21 protein-coding genes are annotated in these 21,657 nt (G+C 54.7%); 5 read left to right on the forward strand and 16 right to left on the reverse strand.

Going from position 1 to position 21,657, the window contains the following annotated elements; genetic code table 11:
- Window positions 1-62: 62 nt before the first annotated feature.
- On the reverse strand, window positions 63-728 hold the full coding sequence (locus tag NJ69_RS17945; RefSeq protein ID WP_052192141.1) for a hypothetical protein: 666 nt from the start codon (window positions 726-728) through the stop codon (window positions 63-65).
- Between the two features lie 199 nt (window positions 729-927).
- Here NJ69_RS17945 and NJ69_RS17950 point away from each other — a divergent pair, with 199 nt between their 5' ends.
- From NJ69_RS17950 to NJ69_RS17960, 3 genes are all read left to right on the forward strand, one after another.
- The gene (locus NJ69_RS17950) at window positions 928-1,194 is read left to right on the forward strand and encodes a hypothetical protein (protein ID WP_039581796.1); all 267 of its coding nucleotides are present in this window, start codon (window positions 928-930) and stop codon (window positions 1,192-1,194) included.
- Window positions 1,191-1,370, forward strand: coding sequence for a hypothetical protein (locus tag NJ69_RS17955; protein ID WP_039581799.1), 180 nt, complete (start codon window positions 1,191-1,193; stop codon window positions 1,368-1,370). The genes NJ69_RS17950 and NJ69_RS17955 overlap by 4 nt, the downstream gene beginning before the upstream one ends.
- A gap of 233 nt (window positions 1,371-1,603) precedes the next feature.
- A complete protein-coding gene (locus NJ69_RS17960) occupies window positions 1,604-2,134 on the forward strand; it encodes a hypothetical protein (protein WP_052192143.1) in 531 nt (176 codons plus the stop codon).
- 392 nt (window positions 2,135-2,526) lie between these two features.
- Here NJ69_RS17960 and NJ69_RS17965 read toward each other — a convergent pair whose 3' ends face one another.
- The 4 genes from NJ69_RS17965 to NJ69_RS17985 form a co-directional block, all read right to left on the reverse strand.
- On the reverse strand, window positions 2,527-3,240 hold the full coding sequence (locus NJ69_RS17965; RefSeq protein ID WP_039581801.1) for a hypothetical protein: 714 nt from the start codon (window positions 3,238-3,240) through the stop codon (window positions 2,527-2,529).
- Between the two features lie 538 nt (window positions 3,241-3,778).
- Entirely contained in the window at window positions 3,779-4,336 is a 558-nt protein-coding gene (locus tag NJ69_RS17970; protein WP_245219475.1) for a phosphoribosyltransferase, read from the reverse strand.
- 419 nt (window positions 4,337-4,755) lie between these two features.
- A complete protein-coding gene (locus NJ69_RS17980) occupies window positions 4,756-5,562 on the reverse strand; it encodes an AbiJ-NTD4 domain-containing protein (RefSeq protein WP_039581808.1) in 807 nt (268 codons plus the stop codon).
- 187 nt (window positions 5,563-5,749) lie between these two features.
- Window positions 5,750-6,874: an HNH endonuclease gene (locus NJ69_RS17985; RefSeq protein WP_155290547.1), complete on the reverse strand. Its 1,125-nt coding sequence runs from the start codon at window positions 6,872-6,874 to the stop codon at window positions 5,750-5,752.
- 265 nt (window positions 6,875-7,139) lie between these two features.
- On the opposite strand from NJ69_RS17985, the gene NJ69_RS17990 reads away from it, so the two are divergent.
- Window positions 7,140-8,003 (forward strand): hypothetical protein, encoded by an 864-nt coding sequence (locus NJ69_RS17990; protein WP_039581815.1) that lies wholly within the window; start codon window positions 7,140-7,142, stop codon window positions 8,001-8,003.
- A gap of 1,388 nt (window positions 8,004-9,391) precedes the next feature.
- Here the strand turns inward: NJ69_RS17990 and NJ69_RS17995 are convergent.
- The 4 genes from NJ69_RS17995 to NJ69_RS18010 form a co-directional block, all read right to left on the reverse strand.
- Window positions 9,392-10,021, reverse strand: a complete 630-nt coding sequence (locus NJ69_RS17995) for an HAD family hydrolase (RefSeq protein WP_039581820.1) — start codon at window positions 10,019-10,021, stop codon at window positions 9,392-9,394.
- 80 nt (window positions 10,022-10,101) lie between these two features.
- The gene (locus tag NJ69_RS18000; protein WP_039581823.1) at window positions 10,102-10,599 is read right to left on the reverse strand and encodes a hypothetical protein; all 498 of its coding nucleotides are present in this window, start codon (window positions 10,597-10,599) and stop codon (window positions 10,102-10,104) included.
- Between the two features lie 99 nt (window positions 10,600-10,698).
- On the reverse strand, window positions 10,699-11,016 hold the full coding sequence (locus NJ69_RS18005) for a hypothetical protein (RefSeq protein ID WP_052192144.1): 318 nt from the start codon (window positions 11,014-11,016) through the stop codon (window positions 10,699-10,701).
- A gap of 76 nt (window positions 11,017-11,092) precedes the next feature.
- Window positions 11,093-11,827, reverse strand: a complete 735-nt coding sequence (locus NJ69_RS18010) for a metallophosphoesterase (RefSeq protein WP_039581825.1) — start codon at window positions 11,825-11,827, stop codon at window positions 11,093-11,095.
- A gap of 177 nt (window positions 11,828-12,004) precedes the next feature.
- On the opposite strand from NJ69_RS18010, the gene NJ69_RS18015 reads away from it, so the two are divergent.
- Window positions 12,005-12,475: a helix-turn-helix domain-containing protein gene (locus NJ69_RS18015; protein WP_039581827.1), complete on the forward strand. Its 471-nt coding sequence runs from the start codon at window positions 12,005-12,007 to the stop codon at window positions 12,473-12,475.
- A 50-nt stretch (window positions 12,476-12,525) separates the two neighbouring features.
- On the opposite strand, the gene NJ69_RS22955 is transcribed toward NJ69_RS18015, so the two are convergent.
- The 7 genes from NJ69_RS22955 to thyA form a co-directional block, all read right to left on the reverse strand.
- The gene (locus NJ69_RS22955; protein WP_245219478.1) at window positions 12,526-13,722 is read right to left on the reverse strand and encodes a hypothetical protein; all 1,197 of its coding nucleotides are present in this window, start codon (window positions 13,720-13,722) and stop codon (window positions 12,526-12,528) included.
- Window positions 13,723-13,855: 133 nt separating this feature from the next.
- Complete coding sequence (locus NJ69_RS18025; RefSeq protein ID WP_039581828.1) at window positions 13,856-14,689, reverse strand: thymidylate synthase; 834 nt, start codon at window positions 14,687-14,689, stop codon at window positions 13,856-13,858.
- The gene (locus tag NJ69_RS18030; RefSeq protein ID WP_039581832.1) at window positions 14,686-15,192 is read right to left on the reverse strand and encodes a hypothetical protein; all 507 of its coding nucleotides are present in this window, start codon (window positions 15,190-15,192) and stop codon (window positions 14,686-14,688) included. The genes NJ69_RS18025 and NJ69_RS18030 overlap by 4 nt, the downstream gene beginning before the upstream one ends.
- Window positions 15,189-17,270 carry a tyrosine-type recombinase/integrase gene (locus NJ69_RS18035; RefSeq protein WP_039581838.1) on the reverse strand — a complete coding sequence of 694 codons (2,082 nt, stop codon included), beginning with the start codon at window positions 17,268-17,270 and terminating at the stop codon, window positions 15,189-15,191. The genes NJ69_RS18030 and NJ69_RS18035 overlap by 4 nt, the downstream gene beginning before the upstream one ends.
- Window positions 17,267-19,615 carry a site-specific integrase gene (locus NJ69_RS18040; RefSeq protein ID WP_039581839.1) on the reverse strand — a complete coding sequence of 783 codons (2,349 nt, stop codon included), beginning with the start codon at window positions 19,613-19,615 and terminating at the stop codon, window positions 17,267-17,269. The genes NJ69_RS18035 and NJ69_RS18040 overlap by 4 nt, the downstream gene beginning before the upstream one ends.
- Complete coding sequence (locus NJ69_RS18045) at window positions 19,612-20,763, reverse strand: tyrosine-type recombinase/integrase (RefSeq protein ID WP_226303270.1); 1,152 nt, start codon at window positions 20,761-20,763, stop codon at window positions 19,612-19,614. Before NJ69_RS18045 ends, NJ69_RS18040 begins: the two co-directional genes overlap by 4 nt.
- Window positions 20,764-20,948: 185 nt before the next feature.
- On the reverse strand, window positions 20,949-21,653 hold the full coding sequence (gene thyA / locus NJ69_RS18050) for a thymidylate synthase (protein ID WP_080754775.1): 705 nt from the start codon (window positions 21,651-21,653) through the stop codon (window positions 20,949-20,951).
- Window positions 21,654-21,657: the final 4 nt, after the last annotated feature.

Genomic DNA, 21,657 nt, shown 5'->3' on the forward strand with positions numbered 1-21,657 from the left:
CATCCTTGGCACGGGTACAAGCACGGCGCTGGCCAGGGACTTCTCGCGACACCAAACGACATCTAGCCTAAAGCCATCATCTGATCGAGGGTGCTTTCGTCGCGAAAACTCATCATCTCGTTGAACAGCTCCTCTGGCAGTACCCGAGACGCTGGAAGATGATCGATGAGGTAAAGCCGGATAGTCTGGGTAAAGTGAGAGGTAACCGCTGAGCGAATTCGATCTTCTAGCTCCTCTGCTTTGTACCCGCTGCCATAGTCGAATATGGCAGCTCTCCATCGGCTTTTGAGGAGATGGAAGCTCAGGACATTTCTTGAGGCCTTGGCGCTCGTTCTATGGTGGGGCTCTGCCGTGACTCTGTGGAAATAGGCTGAGTCGATGCGGAACATCTCCTTCAATCCCGACCCTGAGTCATCCCAAAACTCTGGGATGACAAAAATGAGCCGCTGCAAGAAATCGTCCGATAGCTCGCGGGGAGGGGTTACCGTCACCAGCATATTCCCGATGTGCTCAGGAAAAGCAACGTCACGCTCCTTCCATCGAAAATCGAAGCTGATATGAAATTTCTTCATGTCGGCTCTTTCCGCTTGCTGCAGCTTCTCCGTCACCAGGTAGCGAAGGCCGTCGCTCACGGCTACCCCCGCATCTTCGACCATAGCTGAGTAATTCGCATACTCCACTGGATCGAATCGGACGCTGATTGCCTTTTTGACCTTGCTTTCAGACACGTTTACACACCTCATTACGTTTACTTTTAAAAACAGGTGACAGATCCATGAGCAGCGATTATGGTTGCTTCACCCGCCGATGTCGAGCCCACGCCGCAAACGTGTCGCCGCACTGGCAGGGCACGCGAGCCAAGCTCCCATGGATTGGCTCACCCATTCAGCGAAAAACTGGGCCAAGCCCACATACAGGACTTCACGAATGACGACATTCAACCCCCACATCGCTGCAGATCCAGCAGCACAACAGGCAGCAGCGCCTGCCCCCGCTGCCGGCGAATACTCAGAGCAGTACACGATGAAGCGCCAGCAACGCCTGTCACTCACCCAGGAGGAAGCCGATTCGGTAAATCACCAACTTGATTTGATCGAGCGATGCACCGGCAAACGTATTTCCGTGAACAAGCTCATTAAGCAGGCGACTTTGCAGAAAGCAGAGCAGGTTTTGGAACAGGGGAAAAATGAATGAGCCGCAAATCCCCTCCACGCGCCATCGCTGGCAAACCCATTTTGGTTACCTTTGGGGTCAACCAGACCGACAAGGTCAACAAAGCGGCCAACATGCTGAATAAGACTCCGCGCCAATTCATACTCGACTCGACGATGGAGGCTTGCGAGTCAGCCCGCAAAGTACCTAAGCCTTAATGGCTATCGTGCTAGCACTGCTCGGCGGCCTCTGAGGTGTCCTCCCCTTGAGCCGTCGAGCCACCTGCACGATTCTACGGATCACCCCGGCTCAGCTTCTCCATCCGGAATACTCGCCGCAGACGCCCAATGACCATCGGCATCACTAAATTCTGTAAAATGAGAAAGTGCGGTTCTGACACGGCCAGTCGTGACGTGAGAATGGAGCCATCAGGTAGTTAAGGATTGCTGGCATGTCACGTTTCAAGGCGCCACCGCCTCAGGCGATACCGGTCGAATTCGACCATCACGAAGATTTCAACATTGCTCATCCCTCCACAGGCCTGGAATCCTGGGGATTGGTAAAGGTCACCAGCCAGTTGTTACAGCAGCCTGGCGGGAATATTTACCTCAGGGCGGGCAAGCACATCGGGCCCCATAAAGGCTTCGGTGTACGCCACATCTGGCAAGAGCGCGGCCATGACCTGGTAAAATGGGGCTACCCAACGGTCTATGACGTACCGCGATTTGTGTCCGACATCATCGTGCATGGCACGAACATCGTTTGTGAGTTCGACTCGATGAAGGGGAATGAGCGCTTGATCGTGCTTCGGGGTCGCAAGGGTTGCGCAGTATTGGCGGCTTGGCCTAGTGGCGATGACCAGCTCTATTACAGCGTGGTGACGGCTTATCGCAACCGTACGCCGAACGGGAAGGCCGTGGGCGTGATCGAGGGTTTTCAAATCCCAGAAACGCCAAAGGCGCCAGAGGGCGCCCTTGACTAAAGAAGATACGCGGGATGGTAGTCGCAGCGCTTGCTTAGCTAACCCCGAAGGGCTGGGTCACATGCCAACAGACCGAAGTCTGATGCCGCTACCACACGGATGGCGTCTCCGTGCAATCCACACTCCAGATCCAATTTCGCCTGATGATCTCGGAGCCCTGCTCTTATTTTCCCGCACACCCACTATAGCGTCACGACCTGCGTTACACAAGGTGAAATCCCATTATGGGAAGTGAGGACTGGCTATTTCAGATGAAGCGTATGCCAACAAAACAGAGACAAAACCACTTCAGTTGAGGCTCGAATCCCCTAGTGCTCCCGGCCCAAGCAGACCTGGTACGCGAGCGATTGCTCACATCGGCCAAAGCATCCTAGGCTGATGCTTGCTCGAATTTAGGGTGCCGGCCTCTCGGGCTGCCAAAAATTACAGCTGAAGTTATTCAGGCCCCCGCCGTAGGGACTAGGCCTCACCGCAAACACCTCTGGCACCGCATCACCATCGCCGCCATCGCGGAAAAACTCTCTCATAGAGAAGAGCGCCTGAGCCTTCAAGCGCTCCCATTCTCGGTAAAGGCTGTCTTCAAGATCCCTGGCTGCCTGCGCCGCGCTGGGCTTGCGCTTGGGCATCGGCAAGGTATAGCTGGGCTGAGGGGAGAATTCGTAGACGAATGTCAGGTGCCCGTGCTTCCAGTCCGAAGACGGTGACGCTCGCCAGCGGAACGACACGGGAACTGATAGTCGCTTGCTGAGAGAGAAAGGCGCCCTGATCTGATCATCGATGAAGAACAGCTCCCCCTCTTGGCGCTCAGTTTCGAGCCGGCCCTTCATTTGCTGCACCGCATGGATGAGGTCATTCCCAGCATACAGCGCATCCTGGCGAGTACGTTCGCGCTTGGCATGGGCCTTGGCCTTGCTGTACTCGGCGATCGCTTGTTGAAACGCATGAAGCTTGGCGCCCACGTAAGGGCCACAGTCATTGAGCCCAAGGCCATGAATCGGCCCTATACGCTCTTCATCCAGGCACTTGTGCACTGCTGCCCGGAGCACCGTCTCGTCGACGTCGCTGATTGCAGCTTGCTGATGACTGGGCAGGTTAATGTAGGTCATGACCAAAACTATCCTTGTGTAATGGGCCTTGCTACCGCCTTATCCAGGCCGACCCTGCTGGCAGGATGACACCATATAGCATGACTGAAGGACGTGGCGAAGCCCCTTTTTGAAAGGGGTCGCCAGTAGCTCGCGCCATACGCCGTGCAGGTAGATGAGTGTGACTGGCGCAGCCTTCTGCACGCCGGACGTAGGGCAGCGGAGCGCCAGCAGTCGAGCTCAAAACTTGATTTCGTGAGAGGTCGGACGGGCCTGGTAGAGTCCACATCTCAGGGCAACGTAGGTCTGAAGGCGCGTGTATAACGCCCAAGAAAAAGCCGAGCATGAGCTCGGCTTTGAAAGAGGTAGGGCCGGAGCCCTATGACGCTTCAACAACCTAGAAGGTTGAGGGGTTAGCCGCTGCCTAACCATCCCATTACTTGCCCTTTACGGACTGACCCTGGGAGGTGCTACGCGGGCCTCATCTGGATTTAACGAGCGGGGAGGCTCATGCACACTCGTAATTCATATTAGCGAAGGGGATATCCCTTGTAAAGCATCACACGTCGCTGAACAGACACACGGCTTCCACCGAAGTAACGCCATTCATCGCCTGGACGATCTCTTTGGCCACCGTGAGCGTTCGCCCCGTGGCCAGAAGGTCGTCAACCAATACGACGCGTCCGGTAACATTACCACGAAAAGCTGGGTTGAGTTGGAGCGGCGTGAACAAATGCCGATACTCCACCGGGATCACCTTGAGAGGAAAGCCGTCAGCCGTCTTCAGCCTGAACTGAAGCTTTTTGCGTTCTTCGACACTGATATCGCCGTTGTCCTCGGCTTTTCGGATCATGTCGAAGGCTTCTATTTTGGTCGACTTTACGAAGACATCATGGGCCAATTCAGCATTGAGCACCGAGGCGCAACGCGACGCTACGATGCGGCTCAAACTGTAGCCCGACGGCATATATACCACCGTGTCGGCTTGGGTTTGTGCGGCAATCACCGCCAGGATCTCGGTACCGCTCTGCGCCAGGCGCTTGATGGAAGTGATATTGGTCGTGAGGCCGTCTTTGCCTTTGAGGGCGTACAGGAGCGGGCAGTTATCGCCGATCACGCTAGCTTTCCGATCCCGACTCCTCTTTGCAGAGGATTTGATCCGCGTAAAGAGAGAAGTGACCTTTAGCCCGCACTCCCGAATGTCCGTTTTTGGGTTGCCATCCACAGTGGTGATCAAATGCTCCCTGACGGCGTGGTCAACCGTGACCAGGTTTTGCGTGACGACAAGTCCCAAAGGTCTACCCCGAACAAATGAACAGATGTTGGCGGCAAAGCCTGCCATCATAATGCCAGGCCAGCCTTGCAGCTAGCACGCAATGGCTTCGATCAATTGAGACGCCTGGCCCCTGGCCACCGCCTTTGCAACCGATGCTGGTCTTGCGGCGACGGTAAAAAATCGCGGCCACCTCCACCCAACATCCCCTCGATTCCGCCCAACTCGCTAGCGCCACCTGCCAGCAAGCCAAATGCCCAATCCTATGACTTCGATTTCTTGATCAGGTAGCTACTGACCGAGGCGCATAGGCCAACGACGAGCTCTGCGTCTTCGAAAGACGGCTCACGCCCTTCCTGGATGTGCCGCCCGAACTCCGAGGCATAAGCCCAGGTTTTGATGACAGCTTGATCCAATGGCGCAGGAATCAGCGCTCGCGAATCATTCATGATCTTCCCAAGAGTCGCTTGTTGGTCACCAGTAACCTGCCGAGCGACGCACTCCAGAGAGGCCATAGCGTGCTGTATGGCTCCCGTTGAGTCTGGCGAAGGTCGGCGTGAAAGATCAGTAATCGCCTGGTGCAATTCCTTGCTGGCCGTGACGTGCCCGTGTTGATGCTCAGTATCTTTCGCCGAGGTCAGAACCTGCTCAAAGGATTCAGAGCCACGCATTTCAATGCGGCCATCTAGCAGCTTCCAGCCAATGCCATGCTCGATGAAAAACTCATTCAGCTCAGTGGTGAAGTGCTCATACACGTCGCCATCGTAATTGTGGTTGCCGAAGTGCTCATCGAGTCGCTCGATGACGTCATACACCTTGAACCACTTGCACTGCTCAAGCCGCTGGACGTTCTCCTCATGGATATTGGGCGTCTCGCTCCAGTTTCGCTTGTCAGGCAACACCTTCAAGGTCTGGCAGATGATTTGGCGTAGGCCTGAGGGCTTGAGACCACATTCGTAGCTCAGCTGAATCAGGTATTCCTGCAGCGCTTGCGGCGCATCTTCTCGTACGGTGATTTCGGCCTCATCGGCCTGCGAGAAACCGTGACGCCTTGAAAATGAATCCTTCATCCTGATCCTCCGCCTGACCTATTCCACTGGCACATCGCCATAGCGAGCTAGCTCGATAATGCCTGACATTCCGGGCCTGAGATAGGACAGAGGCTTCGACACCTGGCCTGATCTGAAGCCAGCATGTTCAACTCGCAGCGATCGACTCAAGTCACAAGGGAAGGAGTGGACTCAGGTCATACCCGAGCTACGAGTAGAGGAAGTCGTCGTGTCTACCATCCTCATCGTTATCAGACCCGGAGCCTTCCAAGTCGTCGTCCTCAACCTCATGACCTATCAGGCCGCTTTGATAAAGGCCAATCTCATACATCCTCGACTTCAACTCTTCATGAGCGCTGCGAATCGCCAAGACGGTAGCCCCGAGATGCAACACACCGTTGAGATCCCGCTGTAGCTTGTTTACGCGCAACAGACAGCCCAAGGTATGCACGCCAAGAAGCCACTCGGTACGTGCTGAGCCGGACGTTCCTTCATTCCTATCGAAGACGAACGTGATTTCGACTTTGTTGACGCGTCGTCGCCCCCGAACCATGTCCGCGCCTGAGCCGTCAGGAGGCAAATCCGAGAAATGATAGGAGCCCTGTACGAACACCAAGTCACCAGGAGTGACCAGAATATCGAGCGTGCTCCGATCCAGGTCATCCGAGATATTCCTGACACAGGCATGATCCATGGCGGCCCGCAACATGTTGCTCATGTAACGGTGAAGGCTGTGCGATGGCGCCTGACCGACGTACAAAAGCCCCTCTCTGGTGCAAAGGTAACCGTCCTCGTCGCAAACCCCATTGCGCAGAGCCGCTTGATATCCTTGAAGCTTCGTAACATCCACTTCGACGTGTTCGGCAATTTCGAAAACCCGGAGGTGATTGAAGTACCACCACTGGCAACTCATTAGCTGAGTGGCTTTGAATATGGCCAAAGGATCGAGCCGGCTCACCTCCTGTTCCCACGCCGCCTTTTCCGCCTTGAGCCGATCAGCGGTGAGCGTAAGCTCCAGAGCGTGCGTGGAGTGCGCCTCACCATGATGGATAGAGCAGAGGACTGCGAGGTTGGACGGCGAGTGGTCTCGGCTTTCCGCCCATGATTTGATGTGGTGAACGATGACCGGGCGCTCAGCGTTTCGACAGACACAGCAAACCCAGCGATTGTCGTAAAGGGTCTTGATGAGAATATCCAGTGGTATCGGCGGCCTGCCTTTCCCGAGGATCTTTGGCACGACCGATTCACTGAGCCCCAGCTCCAGCAGTTTCTCCGGACGCTGCAATTGAAGCTTCGCGAGTGTCCATTTCTCTTCCCTCAGCTTCCTGGCCAACCCACTGTCTACCCCTCGTGCCATGAGGGCCCGTTCAACTGGATTTCTAGTCACGAGCTCGATTCCGTTTTGAGATCAGTGGAAGATTAACCCATGGCAATGTAAGCGTCCGGCGAACACATCTTCAGAATCCCCAAATTAAGGCCCAAATCGTCAGTCCAGTTTTTCTTTCAAAGCCCTGAGCCGCTATGCTAGCTCCCCAACAACCCACCTGCAGGCTCAGCACTCCGCGCTGGCCAGCCCCCTCAGTACATAGGAGTTGGACATGGCGAAGGTGTTTGCTTTAGACCAAAATTTCTTCCGAAGCGGTGAACTCGAATCTTTAATTGCGGCTGATCCGACTGCAAAATTCGTAGTGCTGGACATCGCGCTGCTGGAGATGGCTAAAGGGGACGAGTGGATGAAAATCATGCGGCGCTCATTGGAGATTTTGAGCAAAAGGCCCGGACGTATTTTGGCTTCAATCTCTCTAGGGGAGGCGCTGCGGTACGAACTGGAAACGCTGGATCGCGCGCCCCTCAACATGATTTGCAAGGAGTCGACTCGTTACGTACGGGCCCTGGCGACCGAACTTGCGGCCAATGATCCCGCAGCGCCAACCATCAGGCAGTTCCGTGCCCGGCTTCCTGCTGTTCAGAATGACCTAAGCCACGACGAGCTTGATCACAGCAAAAACTTGAAGCGCTTGCAAGACATGACAGCTAAGGTGAAAGCGTTTTTGAAACCAGCGGGAATGAAGGTGGTCAAACAACCAGATTTTCCAACCATTGAACGGTTGGCATTGGTCTACCTCATCGCCTCGATTCTGGCCAAGGATGAGTTGGTTGCGCGAGGACACCTGCCAGTTCGCGTCAAACGGTTCTTGAAAGGTAATCCCCTATATTTCCGCTATTACCTCACTCTCGTCCGCCATGGCTTGGAGTGGGCAATAAAAGGAGGTATTGAGAACTACACCCCCCAGAAAGCGACTAACGATACCTTTGATCAGGAGTACGTAGTGGCAGGGTCTTTTTTTGACGACCTACTGTCGTGCGAAAAGCGGGTAATTGTAGCGAATCAAGAGCTGCGTTTCATGCTGTCCATCAAGAATCCGGGTGGTATCACCCTACCATTCAGTCGAGCCGAGTAGCTCATCCTATTAGACACCTAACTCGCGCCCGCGACAGGTTGGCAGCAGATCCGTGGAGGGCTGGCGGCAAAGATTACTCAGCTATGAGGGAGGGCTGGTCGCACGCGGTAAGCGGGTGATGAACACACCATGGCCTTCGGCGATCGCGTCGGGAAGATGTGTTGGCCGGACGGATACATAGCAATGTGCGCCACTGCTTGAGCTATCGGAGGTCATTAGCAGTACAAGAAAGTGCCCCCTCACACCCATGGAGTTCGCGGAGATGATTCGCGCCCAGTCGCTACCCCTTCGTAGCCTGGGATACCCATGCGCCAACCAAGCATTTCGATGCTTTGCACGCAAGAAGGCTGTGACGGGAGCTTACAGCCCCCTGTTGTCTGACACGGGTGGAATTGCAGACGGACTGATCCCAGTAAAAAAGCCTTGTTGGTTTGATGTCAAAGCGTAAGCAGCAGCCTGCGGCTGCAAAGGAAAGCGATTTCTCCTTGGCCCCCGGCCCACCCATTCCAACCTCAGCTTCACACCAGACCCTCAAACCGTGTGATCTAGAAGCCGTAAATATCAGATGTAAAAGCCGGTGGTAGTCCGTGGGAAGGCGGCGTCTGGGCCACTGCCGCTTTTCTCTTGTTCTCAAATATAAGAACTCCGTCTCGCTTAAAAAATTTCAAGAGGGGGGGGTGAAAATAAAATGGACATTGCCGACGAACGGTAACTGAATTGTTTTTTTGGCAATCTCGCACCCGGTGCGCAAAATCTTTGAAAAGATGCGATATTTGGACGATTACCTACCGAAAACGCTGAAATCTTACAGTTTTGAAACGAGATCTCTTGCATTGAGGTAATCCCTCGCGAGATAGCCGTGTAGATGTCGCCGCTTCGGAAACGAATTCTCCTACGCGACTTCGACCACAGGGAGGCAACGCTTCCGGCCCCGAACCCGAGCCACCGCCGACTACAGGGTTCCAAGTCTGCAACAGGCGCACCTGCTTAGGCATAAATGCCGTGATCCATTCGCAGTAGCTCACCATGGATATCTGCGTATCCTGTAGATGTACACAGCCCCCTGCAGGGTGCCTGACGGCCTACACCTACTACAGATCTTACGAGCCATCGCTCCGCCTTCTTTCGGCTTCCAAACACTTCAAGTGCGATTGAGAAGACCTGCTCGTAACGCGCTTCAAAACAGCGATGCCTAGCAGTCCAGCAGCCAATCGGGGAGCGAACGCATCGCCCGACAATCCTAAGCTCATTCATGCTTCACCCTTTGGTGATACTGGTCTGGTCGCCGCTCGTACCCTGTGCAGGGGGCATCCCGGCAGGGCCACCTTGTGGCGCGCCCCAGTAGCTCAGACACAACCCTTACCATCGAATTGAAGATCTGCTCCCAGCTACCTATCACTCAGCACTGATTGTGCAAAATGGGAAAGATTGGAAGACCCGCTTCCATTCCTGCGCAACAGGTAACCCTTGATACCAACCTGGCCAGGCCCATCCCGATCACACCTTTCTGAGTCGCCAATCATGACAATCCGCCTCTGACCACTGAGCTCATTTCCTGGCCGAACATCAAGTAGATCGCAGGTGTGCTGGTAGATGGCCGCTTGCGGTTTCATAACACCAATGCAATAGCTGAAACCATAGGCCCCAAGGTGCGGGAAAATCCTTTCCACTACGGGGCCGTAAGGCATGGCCAGGTTTGAACACACAGCCAGTCTCAGCCCTGCAGCTTGCAGTAGCCCAACAGCCTCAACCGCGTCTGGATAAGGCCGAATGCTTGCCAGTTCCTCCTCCAGGCATTGATCGAGAAATGCCAGTTGGGAGGGCGAGATCCTGATGCCAAAGGACAGCGCAGCCTCGCTTAGAGAAAGGCAACGGGTCATGATCGTTCGAATGTCATCAGCGCGAGGCAGACGGCCCTGGCGTCGCCCCTCTCGAAGCAACTGTCGAAATGGATGTGTCGGCTGCTGAATCTCGACCAGCGTTCCGAAGGCGTCAAAGATAACGGCATTGGTCTTCATCTGAGTTTCCTTCGCTGGTCACCGTCCGCAAGACATCCAGCCACTCTAACGAGAATCAAGCTCAACAACCAAAAACTAAGCTATCGGAGAGTAACGCCAAATTTTGAAAAATCATCCACCAGCGTTTTTCGGCCCAGCATTTTCGGAAGCTTGAAGACGTTCCTGTACCCATACCACAAAAACATAGGAATAATGACAAGCCCAACTCCAAAGGTGGCCGTTGCAGCAATAATTCCAGCTGGAACCGCTGCTAGCGAAATAACCACACCCTTTATTAAAGTCGACCTTGCAATAAGTCGCAGATCATCCAAGTCGCACTCAACTTTCCCGCCAGCCTTCTCAAAAGCGACAACAATTATCGATTTCTTTGAGGCATGCTTATAGTACCAAGTTCGCGGAACATCAGTCGCCAAAGCACCATGCTTCGCAAGGTACTTCAGCATCACAACCTCTTTGAAATAGAGCGTAGCGCCGTGCTCGCCTTCATATCTAACACGTCGATAGAGAGCGTCTAGATCACCGCTCGCTTGAACATCATAGTTCTTAACAGTCAATGTCAGTTTCTTTAACTCGGACATGTTTCTTCCCTTAAACACACATTAACTATTAATGGATTAGATGACGGTGAGGCCTAATGAAGCAGGCTGAGACAGCGGCCTCGCCGACGCGGGGGGCACTCAAGCGGCGGCAGGCAATCGGCTGACCAGGACGTAATGATCGTTGCCTGACACTGTCCGCAATAACGCCATGCCTTCGACCTCCGCTATTACCTCACTAGGGGGTGTGACAATTGTCATCCCATCAACCAGTTGCCCTGAAAGATCGCCATACACATACGCAACGAAACGATCGCCAACTTCAGCTGCATCTACCAGATACGCGTCCACTAGCGCACCCCAATCATGAGCCTGCGCAATCGCCAACTTAGCTGACACCAGACTAGGCAGTCGTATCCCGCCCTCAGCCGTCCAATCCTGGGAATTCAGACAATTCATGGACTCTCCATCACGTTCGAATTTGAAACCTACTCACTTACTGAAAAAAGCTAAACGCCGGCAGTCCTGTCAGTCTTCATACACTGATAACTAGGTCTGGCCGAAAGCCAGTTTGTTCAGAGGGGTAACCACGAGGATTACTCACAAACCGGACGCCATTAACCACCTCATCCACGGCTTCGTGGGTATGGCCAAAGATCCATAGATCGATCTTAAAATCCATCAGGCCATCCCAATTGTTGCCATAGGCTGCTCGCAAGTGAGGATCGGCTCCTTGGTCACTCACGAACTTCATAAGGGGCGGATGGTGAGTCACAACTACACGCTTACCGTTGAATGGCACCGACAACTGGCCCTCCAACCACTCCTTCGTCGCTCGATTTCTCGCGATCAGATCATCAGGGCGCAAACGCCGATATTGTTCACCGACACGGATTGCGCGAAAGTCATTCAGTGAGTTACGAGCGCACCAAGAAGCAGCTACAGGGTCTCCGGTCGCGGCCAGGCTCGTCCAACCCGTAGCGCAGAGAAACTGCACGTCACGGTGTTCTAAAACCTGATTTTCCAAGACGTGGACGTGCGCCTCAGCAGCTTCAAGCAGCTTGCTGTGGGTTCGATCTATATTCCCGCTGTAGTGCTCATGATTGCCCATGGCATATATGACAGGCGTGCTGAAGGTCAGGCTGGCCCATCTAGCCCCCCTGGACTTCACGTGGATGTCGCCGGCTAGTACGACCACGTCACAGTCCACTACAGGGGGGACGAAATCGGCGAACTCACAATGTAGATCAGACAGTATATGAAGCTTCATCCCAAGCCTGCTGACGTCGACTTTCTAATAAATTGATCATTCCCTGGCCCGGTCGCTCGGACGCGGCGAAGCTGCCATCAGTAGGCCCACGATAAACGATGACCGCCATTATTGCCAGCTTTCGATATTTATCGACGCATGGCGCTGTGGCCCTATTCTTCGTTTTGAGCGCTCAGCATGCAGAACGAGATAGCAGCAGTAGTCCGAGCTTTGCGCCACCTGAGAGGATCGGCCCAGGAGGAGCTTGCCGAGATCAGCTCCCAAGCCAATCTGTCGCGATTGGAGCAGGGGAAAACGCAGGTCTCTTTGGTCAAGCTGAGCAAGATTGCGCGCACCCTAGATTTCGATCTCGTGGCTCTCGTCGCGCTGTGTCAGGCCCTTCAGGATGGGTCATCACCTATCGATGTCATGGCGAAGGCTGCAAAGGATTTGGAGGGCTTCATAAACCAGGGAGGCTTGCAGGGCCTGAGGAGGCACTGGGACGCTGGGCTGGTGAAGCGCACGCGAGGCAAACCCAGCAGCCCAGATCGAATCCGGGCGGTACTAGAGCTCAAGGCCAGTGGCATGTCGAAGGCGGAGGTGTGTCGAGCGCTGGGGTTGCCTGAAGCGACTGTCAGGCGTTATTGGCTCAAAGAGCTGCCTGGCTAGCAAGGGAGTTGTGGGGTACGAGCAGAGAAGCTCCACTTATCCAAGTCGATTTAGCGCGGCGGCAGATCCGTGAAGCGCAGCCTGGGATAGATCCGCCTTTCCTCAGCGCATTTGGAAATCTGGAAGAACGCTGACAGCAGTGCATCTTCCGAAGGGCAGTGGCGAGTCATCACCTCGAACTCGTTGTAATCGAACGCTAGGACGCGGACACCGACCTCATCCATGAACTTCAAAATCATGGTGGTGTATTCATCGTAGTTGTCGATAAAAAGCTCTCTGACCACGACAACTCCCACCAGGGGGCGTGCAGCAAGATCAATGTCCAAGGGCGTGCCGTCCACAAGCGCCAAAGCTGGATTGCCTTCTCGCCTGATCGTTGAGATAGCGCCACGTAGTTGCTGAAGGCCGTTTTTCAACTGACCTATGGCCTTCTTTCGCTTTCTCTCAAGCGTTGTGTTCATCATTGCTGGGGTATTGGGACTGTCCTTCGCCTGCAGCAGTAAAGTCACTTCATCGCCCATTACCACTACGTCAGCCAGCTCCTCGCCATCGGAGACCTTCAAGGGGCCATGGATGATCCGCTCGGAGGTATATGCCCGCTGGAGCAGATAGATGATATCCAGCTCCTGAAACGTACCCGGCTCAGTGCGCTCCAACTGCGTATTGGAGAAGCCTTTCGAGCCTTGAAAGTCCTGGCGGGTAAGGTCGGTGATCAAATAGTCCGAGGGGAACAGATCCTCCCCTAGTAACACCGTTGTGGCACGAGCGTCGTCCTCATAGGTCGTGAGGCTGAACCATCTGTCCGCCTGTTCATACATCTTGGGCCAGTGATCTGCTCCAATGGGGCTGAGTTTACCGAGCTCCTTGCGGAGCTGACCTAGCTTGGCCTGGGCCTTACAACTGAACAGCTCACGGTTGTGCTCGTCGAAAAAGCACACACTGAACTCGTCAGGGAAGCTCTGCAGTGCCTCGGTGAGAGGGTCACCAAGGATTAGTGGGGTTTTGATCAATAGCGGGCTTTGTGGGTCATCAAAGCAGGCTGTGAGAAGCGTAAGCCCCGTCGTTTCGTCTGCCTTGTATGGCGCGAGATAAAGCTTCAATTCACGCCTTTGCTGAGCGGCCAGGATCAGCTCTTTCCCTGCCTTGATTACCAGCACGAAGCCTTCAGGGCCTTCAACGATCCATAATCCACGAGCTAAGACAGCGATTTGCTGAAGCGCTTGTGGCTTCATGATCGTGAGGTACATGTGAACTCCTTGGCGGTTGCCTGATTGCGTCCTGCAAAACCGGAAGCCTAAAGCGATGAGGTGAGGCCTAGACCTGCCATTCGAAATCCCCATCCTGGCCAACCAAGATTTGGCTAGCCAGGCATCGACTCAGTTAGATCGATACAGGAGCAGGAATATGAGGATGCGGGTCATAGCCCACAATCTCAAAATCTTCAAACTTGTAGTCGTAGATGCTCTCTGGCTTACGCTTGAATACTAACTTAGGCAGAGGGCGAGGATCACGAGTCAGTTGCAGCTTAACTTGCTCAATATGATTCAAGTAAATATGCGCATCACCCATGGTAACTACAACTTCACCAACTCCCAAATCGCACTGCTGGGCGAGCATATGAGTTAGAAAACTAACTCCAGCCAAATTATAGGGATTTCCGAGCAGTAGATCTGACGACCGAATATATAGATGCGCCGACAATTTATTGTTAGCCACATAGAATTGATAGAGCAAATGGCATGGTGGCAATGCCATCTTCCCGTTCCGAGCATTCTCTTGCGGGCTCACCGACTCATCGGGAAGGTACTCGACGTTCCACCCGTGGAAGAGAATGCGACGGCTATTCGGGTTAGTCTTGAGTGTGTTGACGACGTAGTCGATCTGATTGATGGTCTTGCCGTCCTGGGTCGGCCAGGCCGTCCACTGCTTGCCGTAGATCGGGCCGAGGTCACCGTCTTCAGTCGCCCACTCATCCCAGATGCTGACACCGTGCTCCTTGAGCCATTTGGTGTTGGTGTCACCGTTCAGGAACCAAATCATCTCGTTGATGATGCTCTTGAAATGGAGCTTCTTGGTGGTAAGGAGCGGGAAGCCATCCTCCAGGTTATGGCGGAATTGGCGACCAAAGACACTCAGCGTGCCTGTGCCGGTGCGATCGCCTTTCTCGACGCCATTCTCTAGCACGTCGGCCAGCAAATCGTGGTACATCTTCATTTCGGTTCCTCAAGGTTCGCGCTGACCAAATCCAGTGCGTCACGCAATTTCAAAATTTCAGTATCTTGCTCTTTGATCTTCTGACGTAGCTCATCAGCGAGCTGGACGTAGTAGTCCCTGGACTCGCGGACAGTGTCCAATCTCTTGTCGAGCGTGGCACAAGAGTTCACAGATTCCTGATACCTATTGAACCAATAAAGCACTTCCAATCGACTCTTTTCAAGGCGTTGCATCAGAATCGTCTTGGGATCCTGCTTCTTCTCAGCCTTGACCCTCTGAGCGAGCACTGCAATGCGGCGGTTGTCCTTGATCGCCTCAAGCCGCTGCGCCGGGAAGTCACGCTGCCGGATAGTGTTGCGATGAATGCCCGTGATGCGGCTCAGCTCGGCCATCGTTGGCTTCAATTTCGGATCAGAGGCAATCTGCATAAGCCCCTGAGCCAGCAGCTCAGTGTTCCGGTCGTAGTCGAGCTTATTCTTGGCATCAAACGCCTGGCCTGTCATACCTCGACCTCCTCACCCAGATGCTCCAACACACCCTTGGCTTCCTCCATCGCCGCTCGCAATTCCTCCTCCGCACCTGCTGAGTTCGGAGAGCTCAAGGCCAAGCTGTTCTGCACATAGATCTCCCGCCATTTAGGAGCGTGAGCCTTGGTGACCACGGCGTTTTTGCACCGATTCGGATTGCAACGCAGCGATCCGATGCAGGGCAGAGACTCGTCAAATACCTCGCGCTGACCGCCATAGCAGAAGCCTTGTCCCACGTTGATGATCGCCATGCGCTTCTTGGCCATCTGGGCGATGATTTGCTCTTTGGTGTAGCCAGCCGCCATGTACCCGCTGAACACCTTCTTCATCCGCGCCTTGTGGCTCTCTGCATTGGGGCCGGCGTAGTTCCCGTCAGGATCGCAGTAGCTCAGGATGTACTCCTCCTCCGCCATTTGCGTCGGCGTCTTGCTAGATGAACGACCACCCTTGGACAAGATCTCAGCGATCGCTCCGTACCCAAGCGTCACGGCACTGAACGCCTTATTCTGGCCAGCACCACCAATGAGGTCACCAAAGTGCTTCAACTGGTGGGAGATGAATGGAAGCCCAAGCTCAGCCCTGGCCATCTGGTAAGCCAGGGTGTGTCGCAACGTGTAAGGCGAGAACTCCAGCGACTCGAACTCCTCGTCCGTCAAAATATCCTCGAAGAAAGCTCTGAACTGATGAGTGATTCCAGGCGAGGACATTGAGTTCGGTTCGGCGTCCTGCGCGACGGTATCCACATTGGAGAACAGGTAAGGATTCTGCTTTACCTTAGCGATGAGGCACGCCGCACGGATAGCGTCACGCACAATTGGGATTGCGATCCACTTGTCGTCGAACAGCTTGGCCAGGCCTTGGCGATGTTTGATCACGTTGCTGATCAGCAGCCAGTAATCGCTCTCCTGCTCCATGCACGACTCGACCAGAATCTCTGAAAGCTCTGAAGGCCGCATGCCGGTGTACTGCGCCACGAGATAGCAGGCACTGTACGAGACGAAATTGATGTACCTGCGGAAATCATCGTCCAGTTTGGAATCTGAGAGCTTGAGTAACGTTTCGGTCGCCTTAAAATCATGTCGACCAGAGCCAGATTGGAACGTAGATGGAATGCAGCCAAAAGCTGCGGACAGTGCATTCGCCATCGCACTGGAGTCATAGCCCTTTCTCCGCAGCCTCAGCGCTACGTACAACTCGAAATTGTAACGCGACAGTTCTTGAGCATCGGCCAGCGAGTAACCGCTGGCGTTTTGGCGGGTCAGGGCTACCAAGTCATCTACAGGCTCCCCTAGAGTGCTTAGGAAATCGACGACTGCGAACGACGCCTCGCGGGAAGCCTTCTCGAACACATCGTTTGGCAGAATACGGTATGTGCGCTCGGAATCAGGGACGTGCTTGATTACCTTGGCCCAGGCGAGTGATTCCAGCTGAACGTAAGGTAGTGGCTCCTCAAAAATCTGCTCCTCGAAAAATGGCGACCTGACCAAGGTAAAGAACTTCTTAAGATCAGGGCCAAAGGCGTAGGGATGAATGAGCGCTGCCTCCCGATACATACCCGCGTCGAAGTACGTGAGGCCATGGTGCCCAACCTCGAAGAACTCATCCGTCATCAGCTGGCGCGCCTGCCCTGACATCGTATCCAGGAAGCTTAATCCAGCCTTCATGCATGAAATGGCGGTGTTGGCCTTGATGTTCCTTGGCGAGGCAAACGAGCGCGTTGCCGCCGGCATCTTCAGCCAGCAATACAGGGCCACCTTGACCTCCAAGACCGCCGACTGATTGAGCAATGGATACGAATCGAAATTCAGTCGTAGCTTGGCTCCTTTGACGTTCCTAGCGGCGTTCGGGTGATCGTCATTGAAGTCCCAAACGGGGTCACCCAGGACGGATGTCTTACTGACAGGCAACGCCATCAGAGCCTGGTACCAAGAGAGCGCTTCCAGCGACACCGGGGTCGGAACGGCGATGTTCTTGCGCAACTCAACCAGCAGGGTGTGAGCAGCTTTCCGCCACTGTTTGTAAGCGCCGAGCTCAGGGATCAGAGCGTGGTTCATAGCGTTACCCCCTCGGTCAAAATAATGACCTGCAGGTTTTCAGAGAGGCGCCCAGCCTTGGTCAGCTCTTCCACGGAAAAGTCGGACGTTTCCGGGTCGAGGATGTTGTTGAGCACATCAAGGTTGTCCAGGATGACGGCTCCGTAGGGCGTATCGAGCACCCGATTGACCTCAATCATCCGTTGGTAGTCCCGCCTCATGGCGAAGAGCTCCGGCAGGTGCGATACCGTGATGATGCTGTTGCTGCATGAAAGGCACATGTTGAACAGCGTGCAGGGCTTGCCGGGGTCATAACTTGCCAGAGCCTTGATGAATGCTGGTGGATCAAAGACGTTCATGCAGGTCGCCAGGCCAGAACGCAGCGGCATAGCTTCAGGCGCGGACTCGATAGTCGTGGTCGGGATGAGCTTCGGTGCCTCCTCCAGCGTGTCTTGCTGCATTTCATGGAGAACCTTATTGAGCATCCGGCGAGCCATGGGGTTGAAGTCCATCTGATCCAGGTAGGCCATGGTGGTGCTGAGGTTCTTATGTCCTAGGAGCACCTGAATCTCACGCGGGGAGACCCCGCGCTCGATCAGCTCGCTCACGAAGCTTGGTCGGAAACGTGACGGTGAGAGCTTGAGAGGATTGCCGTCTTCGTCCAGCAGACCGTGATCCTGGGAGAACTTCTCCAGGCTTCTAATGAGCTGGTTGCCACCAGAGTTCTCAAAGGAATCCACAACCCCGTATTTCCTGGGAGAGCTTGAGCGGTAGATGAAGAGCTTGTTTTGAGCCTTGACAGGCGCATTCAGGCGGATTTCACGGGTCAGATGCCTCACATCGTTAAAGATCTGCTTGACTACACGGCCTTGAGAGGTGGTCAGCCAAGAGATCTCCGCATGGAAAATATCGAGATGAAGCATCTTCGCGCCTTCAGAACGCTCTTTCCAATACAGCAAGCAAGGCCGATCGGTTAAGTCATGGCGTTCAATGAAATCATCCAGCTCCAATCCCAGTAGCGAGTCAGCATTCATACCGGTAACTTGGGCAAGCCGAGCAATGTACGGCGCAATGACTCGACCATCGATCTGATACTGCACGCCCCAGCTTTTATAAACCTCGAAGATCGAAATTGACGAAGTCGAAATAATCGACATAAACGCCCGTTGATAAGGGTCGTTTTTATCTACGGATTCAAAGTTCAGGGGCTTGCAGTCGAGTTTGTTCTCAAAAATCCACCGAGCGTTATCCATGGTTTTGAGGCCTCTGCGCATGCTCCCGTCAGGGTTTAGCGGATCTTCCCCTGCGCGGCTTAGGACGTACGGCTGGGCCAAGCGATTGGTTTCCTCAATCTCTTGCTCAATGACTTGCGAGATTCGGTTTCGCACAGCCTGGGGGTAAGGCTTGTATTGGTCAGTTCCACGCTCAGCATCGAACCCTACAGCGGCGACGTAGCTAGTCAGCCCGAGCCCCTCAATCTGGACTGCACGGGCCATCATTTTCCGAGCAGAGCTCATCATCGAACTGCTGTGGCTGGTCGACAGCGAACGCTCAAGGATCTTTTCCTGGAGATATCCCCTGAACTTGGGGAGGGAATACGGGGTTACGAGCTCCCGAATGTCCTCTAAGCCTGTGTAGTTGGCATCCTTGAGATAGGCTCGGAAGTATTTAAAAGCCTCGATGAAGTTGTTTTGACCAGACGTACTACTGCTCTTCATTGATGAAGCGCTGAAGAGGTGCAGCAAGTGCTGGAAGGGATGCTCCGCTTCCGGGCTTGCGAGGTCAGACAGGCGATGGATGCGGACTGAGCGCAAAGCGCTGAAGGCGTCTCGCAAAGATGAAGTGGGTTTGCTCTCTGTTTTCGAGGCAATCCGCTGCTCAACGGTTTGGTAGTCAGGATTGAGTACGCCGAGCTTTCGAAGGTCATCAAGGATCTCGTCGACGGTCATCCTCACGAGCTCATATTTCGTCCTCACCCCACTGAAGCCTGCTAACTCAGGAATCTCGCTAAGGTAGCCCCGATCCTTGATGCTATTGCCATACACCGGAATGGCCAGTCTCTCCTCCATAGACATACCTTCGTACCAGGCAAGGATCCGGCGACGCCATTCGCAGGCGCCCGACGGATGACCTGGGATGATGATGCCTTCGGCGCGCATCGCATCGAAGATCGGTTCAAAGTATGAAATGCGCTTAGAGATCGCCATTGGGCTGAGGTTGGTCTGCTCAATGACGTAGTTAGGGGCTACGGCCAAGTCCTCCCCCCTACTGAGGCATACCCTGAGCAACGATTCACGATCATCAGTGACGCGGGCCACAAACGATTCAATGACAGCATCTACCTGAGCGCTAGTCAGCCGACTCATTTCATATCTCCCGCATCAATTTTCAGGCGCGTCTGTTGGGAAAGCTCAGCCATCTCGCCTGCTTTCGTCTTGGTTTCAGTTCCGGGGCGTACGAGCTTCTGGTAGAGGTCGTAAGGGATCTGGGTATAGGTTTCCGACGTGCTGAGGCGCGAGTGACCCAGCGTCTTTTGCACGCTCACTAGCCGGTCAAGGTAATCAGTACCAATGTCTGGCGTCCTCAACAGGGCATAGGCGTTCCCGTGCCTCAACTTGTGGGGAGAGATCATCCTGTCGATTTTCAGCAGGTTCAGCGCTCGCTCGGACGTCCGCTCCAAGAGCTTGGAGATCGAACGAGGGGTGTACTCACCCCCCTCCGCATTCAGGAAAGCAGGGGTGTTCTCAGCCCCCTGGAATTGACGCTTAGTCATTTTGTACAGCGGCGAAGCATGGTACTTCTTGATGCGCAGCAGCGTGGCGCGGCTGACTAACGTCTGGCGGGGCTTGAAGGAGTCCGCAGGGCCTTTACTTCCATCAACGTGCAGCGGGCAGTAGTCCGCGTTCACCGGCTCTGAGACGCCAGGCGAGATGAACAACGTTTCCTGGAATCGAAGGGCATCATCAATGGCCTTGAGAGTCACTCGCGGGACTTCTGAGCGGCGCACGCCTGAGTCGTACATGAACTGGAGCAAGCAGCGTTCACGCTCACTCTGCGTAGCCAGGATGAGCTCTCTGAGGTCATTCAGGGAACAGGCCACCACCAGATTCTTGTTAGGACGGGGTGATAGGTACCCCTCAGTGTAGGGGTTAGGCGCGGTACGAGGCGCGGGTACGTCGTCCACTCCCCGGCATAGAGAATCGTTGAAAAACGCCATCAAAGACGAATCCCGGTTGCGCACCGTCGTCTTGGAAAGACCTTCTGCCTCGCGTAGGTGAGCGAAGTACTCCTCGATCACGTGGGTACGGATTTCCAAGAACGCTGAGTCACGCTCGCAATCACGGAACTCACGGCGGTTCATCAGGTACTCGCAGGTGTACCCGAGGTTGCGACCATAGGTGATGGCCGTCTGCTGGGATATATCGGCTTCCCTGAGCGCGTAGGATAGGTAACCCGAAATCAAAGGCATTAGGCGCTCATCATCATCAAAGACGGCTGTCCCTGTGACGTTCACGGCTTCCTGAATTGGGGATTCTTCGAATAGGTCGTCCCGCCTGGTTGGGGACTCTCTGAAATCTAGGGGGGCGCCCCTAACTGCGATGACCTTCACTGCTTCCGTACTCCTCAAAGCGGCCCGTACTATACACAATGTGCATTTCGTACCGGGGCACAATAAATGAGCTTGGAAGGTAGAGCGTGTTACGCAGCCATTGCGTACTGTGCGGGTTCTTCGAGGGGGTATAATAGGCCCAGGTCGTTGGAGCGGATGTACAGCGTCAGGGAGATTTCCCGGGTCTGGACATTGGGGTGGAACTGGTACAGCAGGTGGCACGGCGGCAAGGCCATTTCGTCGAGCTGGGCGCAGTTCCAGCCGTGGAACAGGATGCGTCGGCTGCCCGGATCGTTGGCGATGGTATCCAGGCACTGACGCACCTGGTCGATGGCCTTGTACAGGATGACGAACGCCTGGCCGTCTTCTTCGTCCTGGGCGATCTGACGGAATCCGGCCTGCTGCGCCTTTTCGATGGCGGCCGGGTTGCTCAGCGCGATGCGCTTGTAACCCGGCCACTGACGCCATTGCACACCGTAGATTTCGCCGAGATCGTCATGGCCCTGACGGAACGGGTTGGCCAACCACTGGGCGTTTTCGTTGGCGTTCTGATCCCAGACCTTGCAGCCCAGCTCGCGGAACTCGCCGGCGTTCCTCACGCCGCGCAGGAAACCGACCATTTCGCCGATCGCCGACTTGAACGCCAGTTTGCGCGTGGTGATGGCCGGAAAGCCTTTCTGCAGATCGAAGCGCAGCATGGCGCCGGGCAGGCTGATGGTGCGGATGCCGGTGCGATTGCCCTGCAGCGTGCCGTTGTCGATGACGTCGCGGACCAGGTCTAGATACTGTTTCATGGCC

It is taken from the genome of Pseudomonas parafulva (assembly GCF_000800255.1).
GTDB lineage: Bacteria > Pseudomonadota > Gammaproteobacteria > Pseudomonadales > Pseudomonadaceae > Aquipseudomonas > Aquipseudomonas boreofloridensis.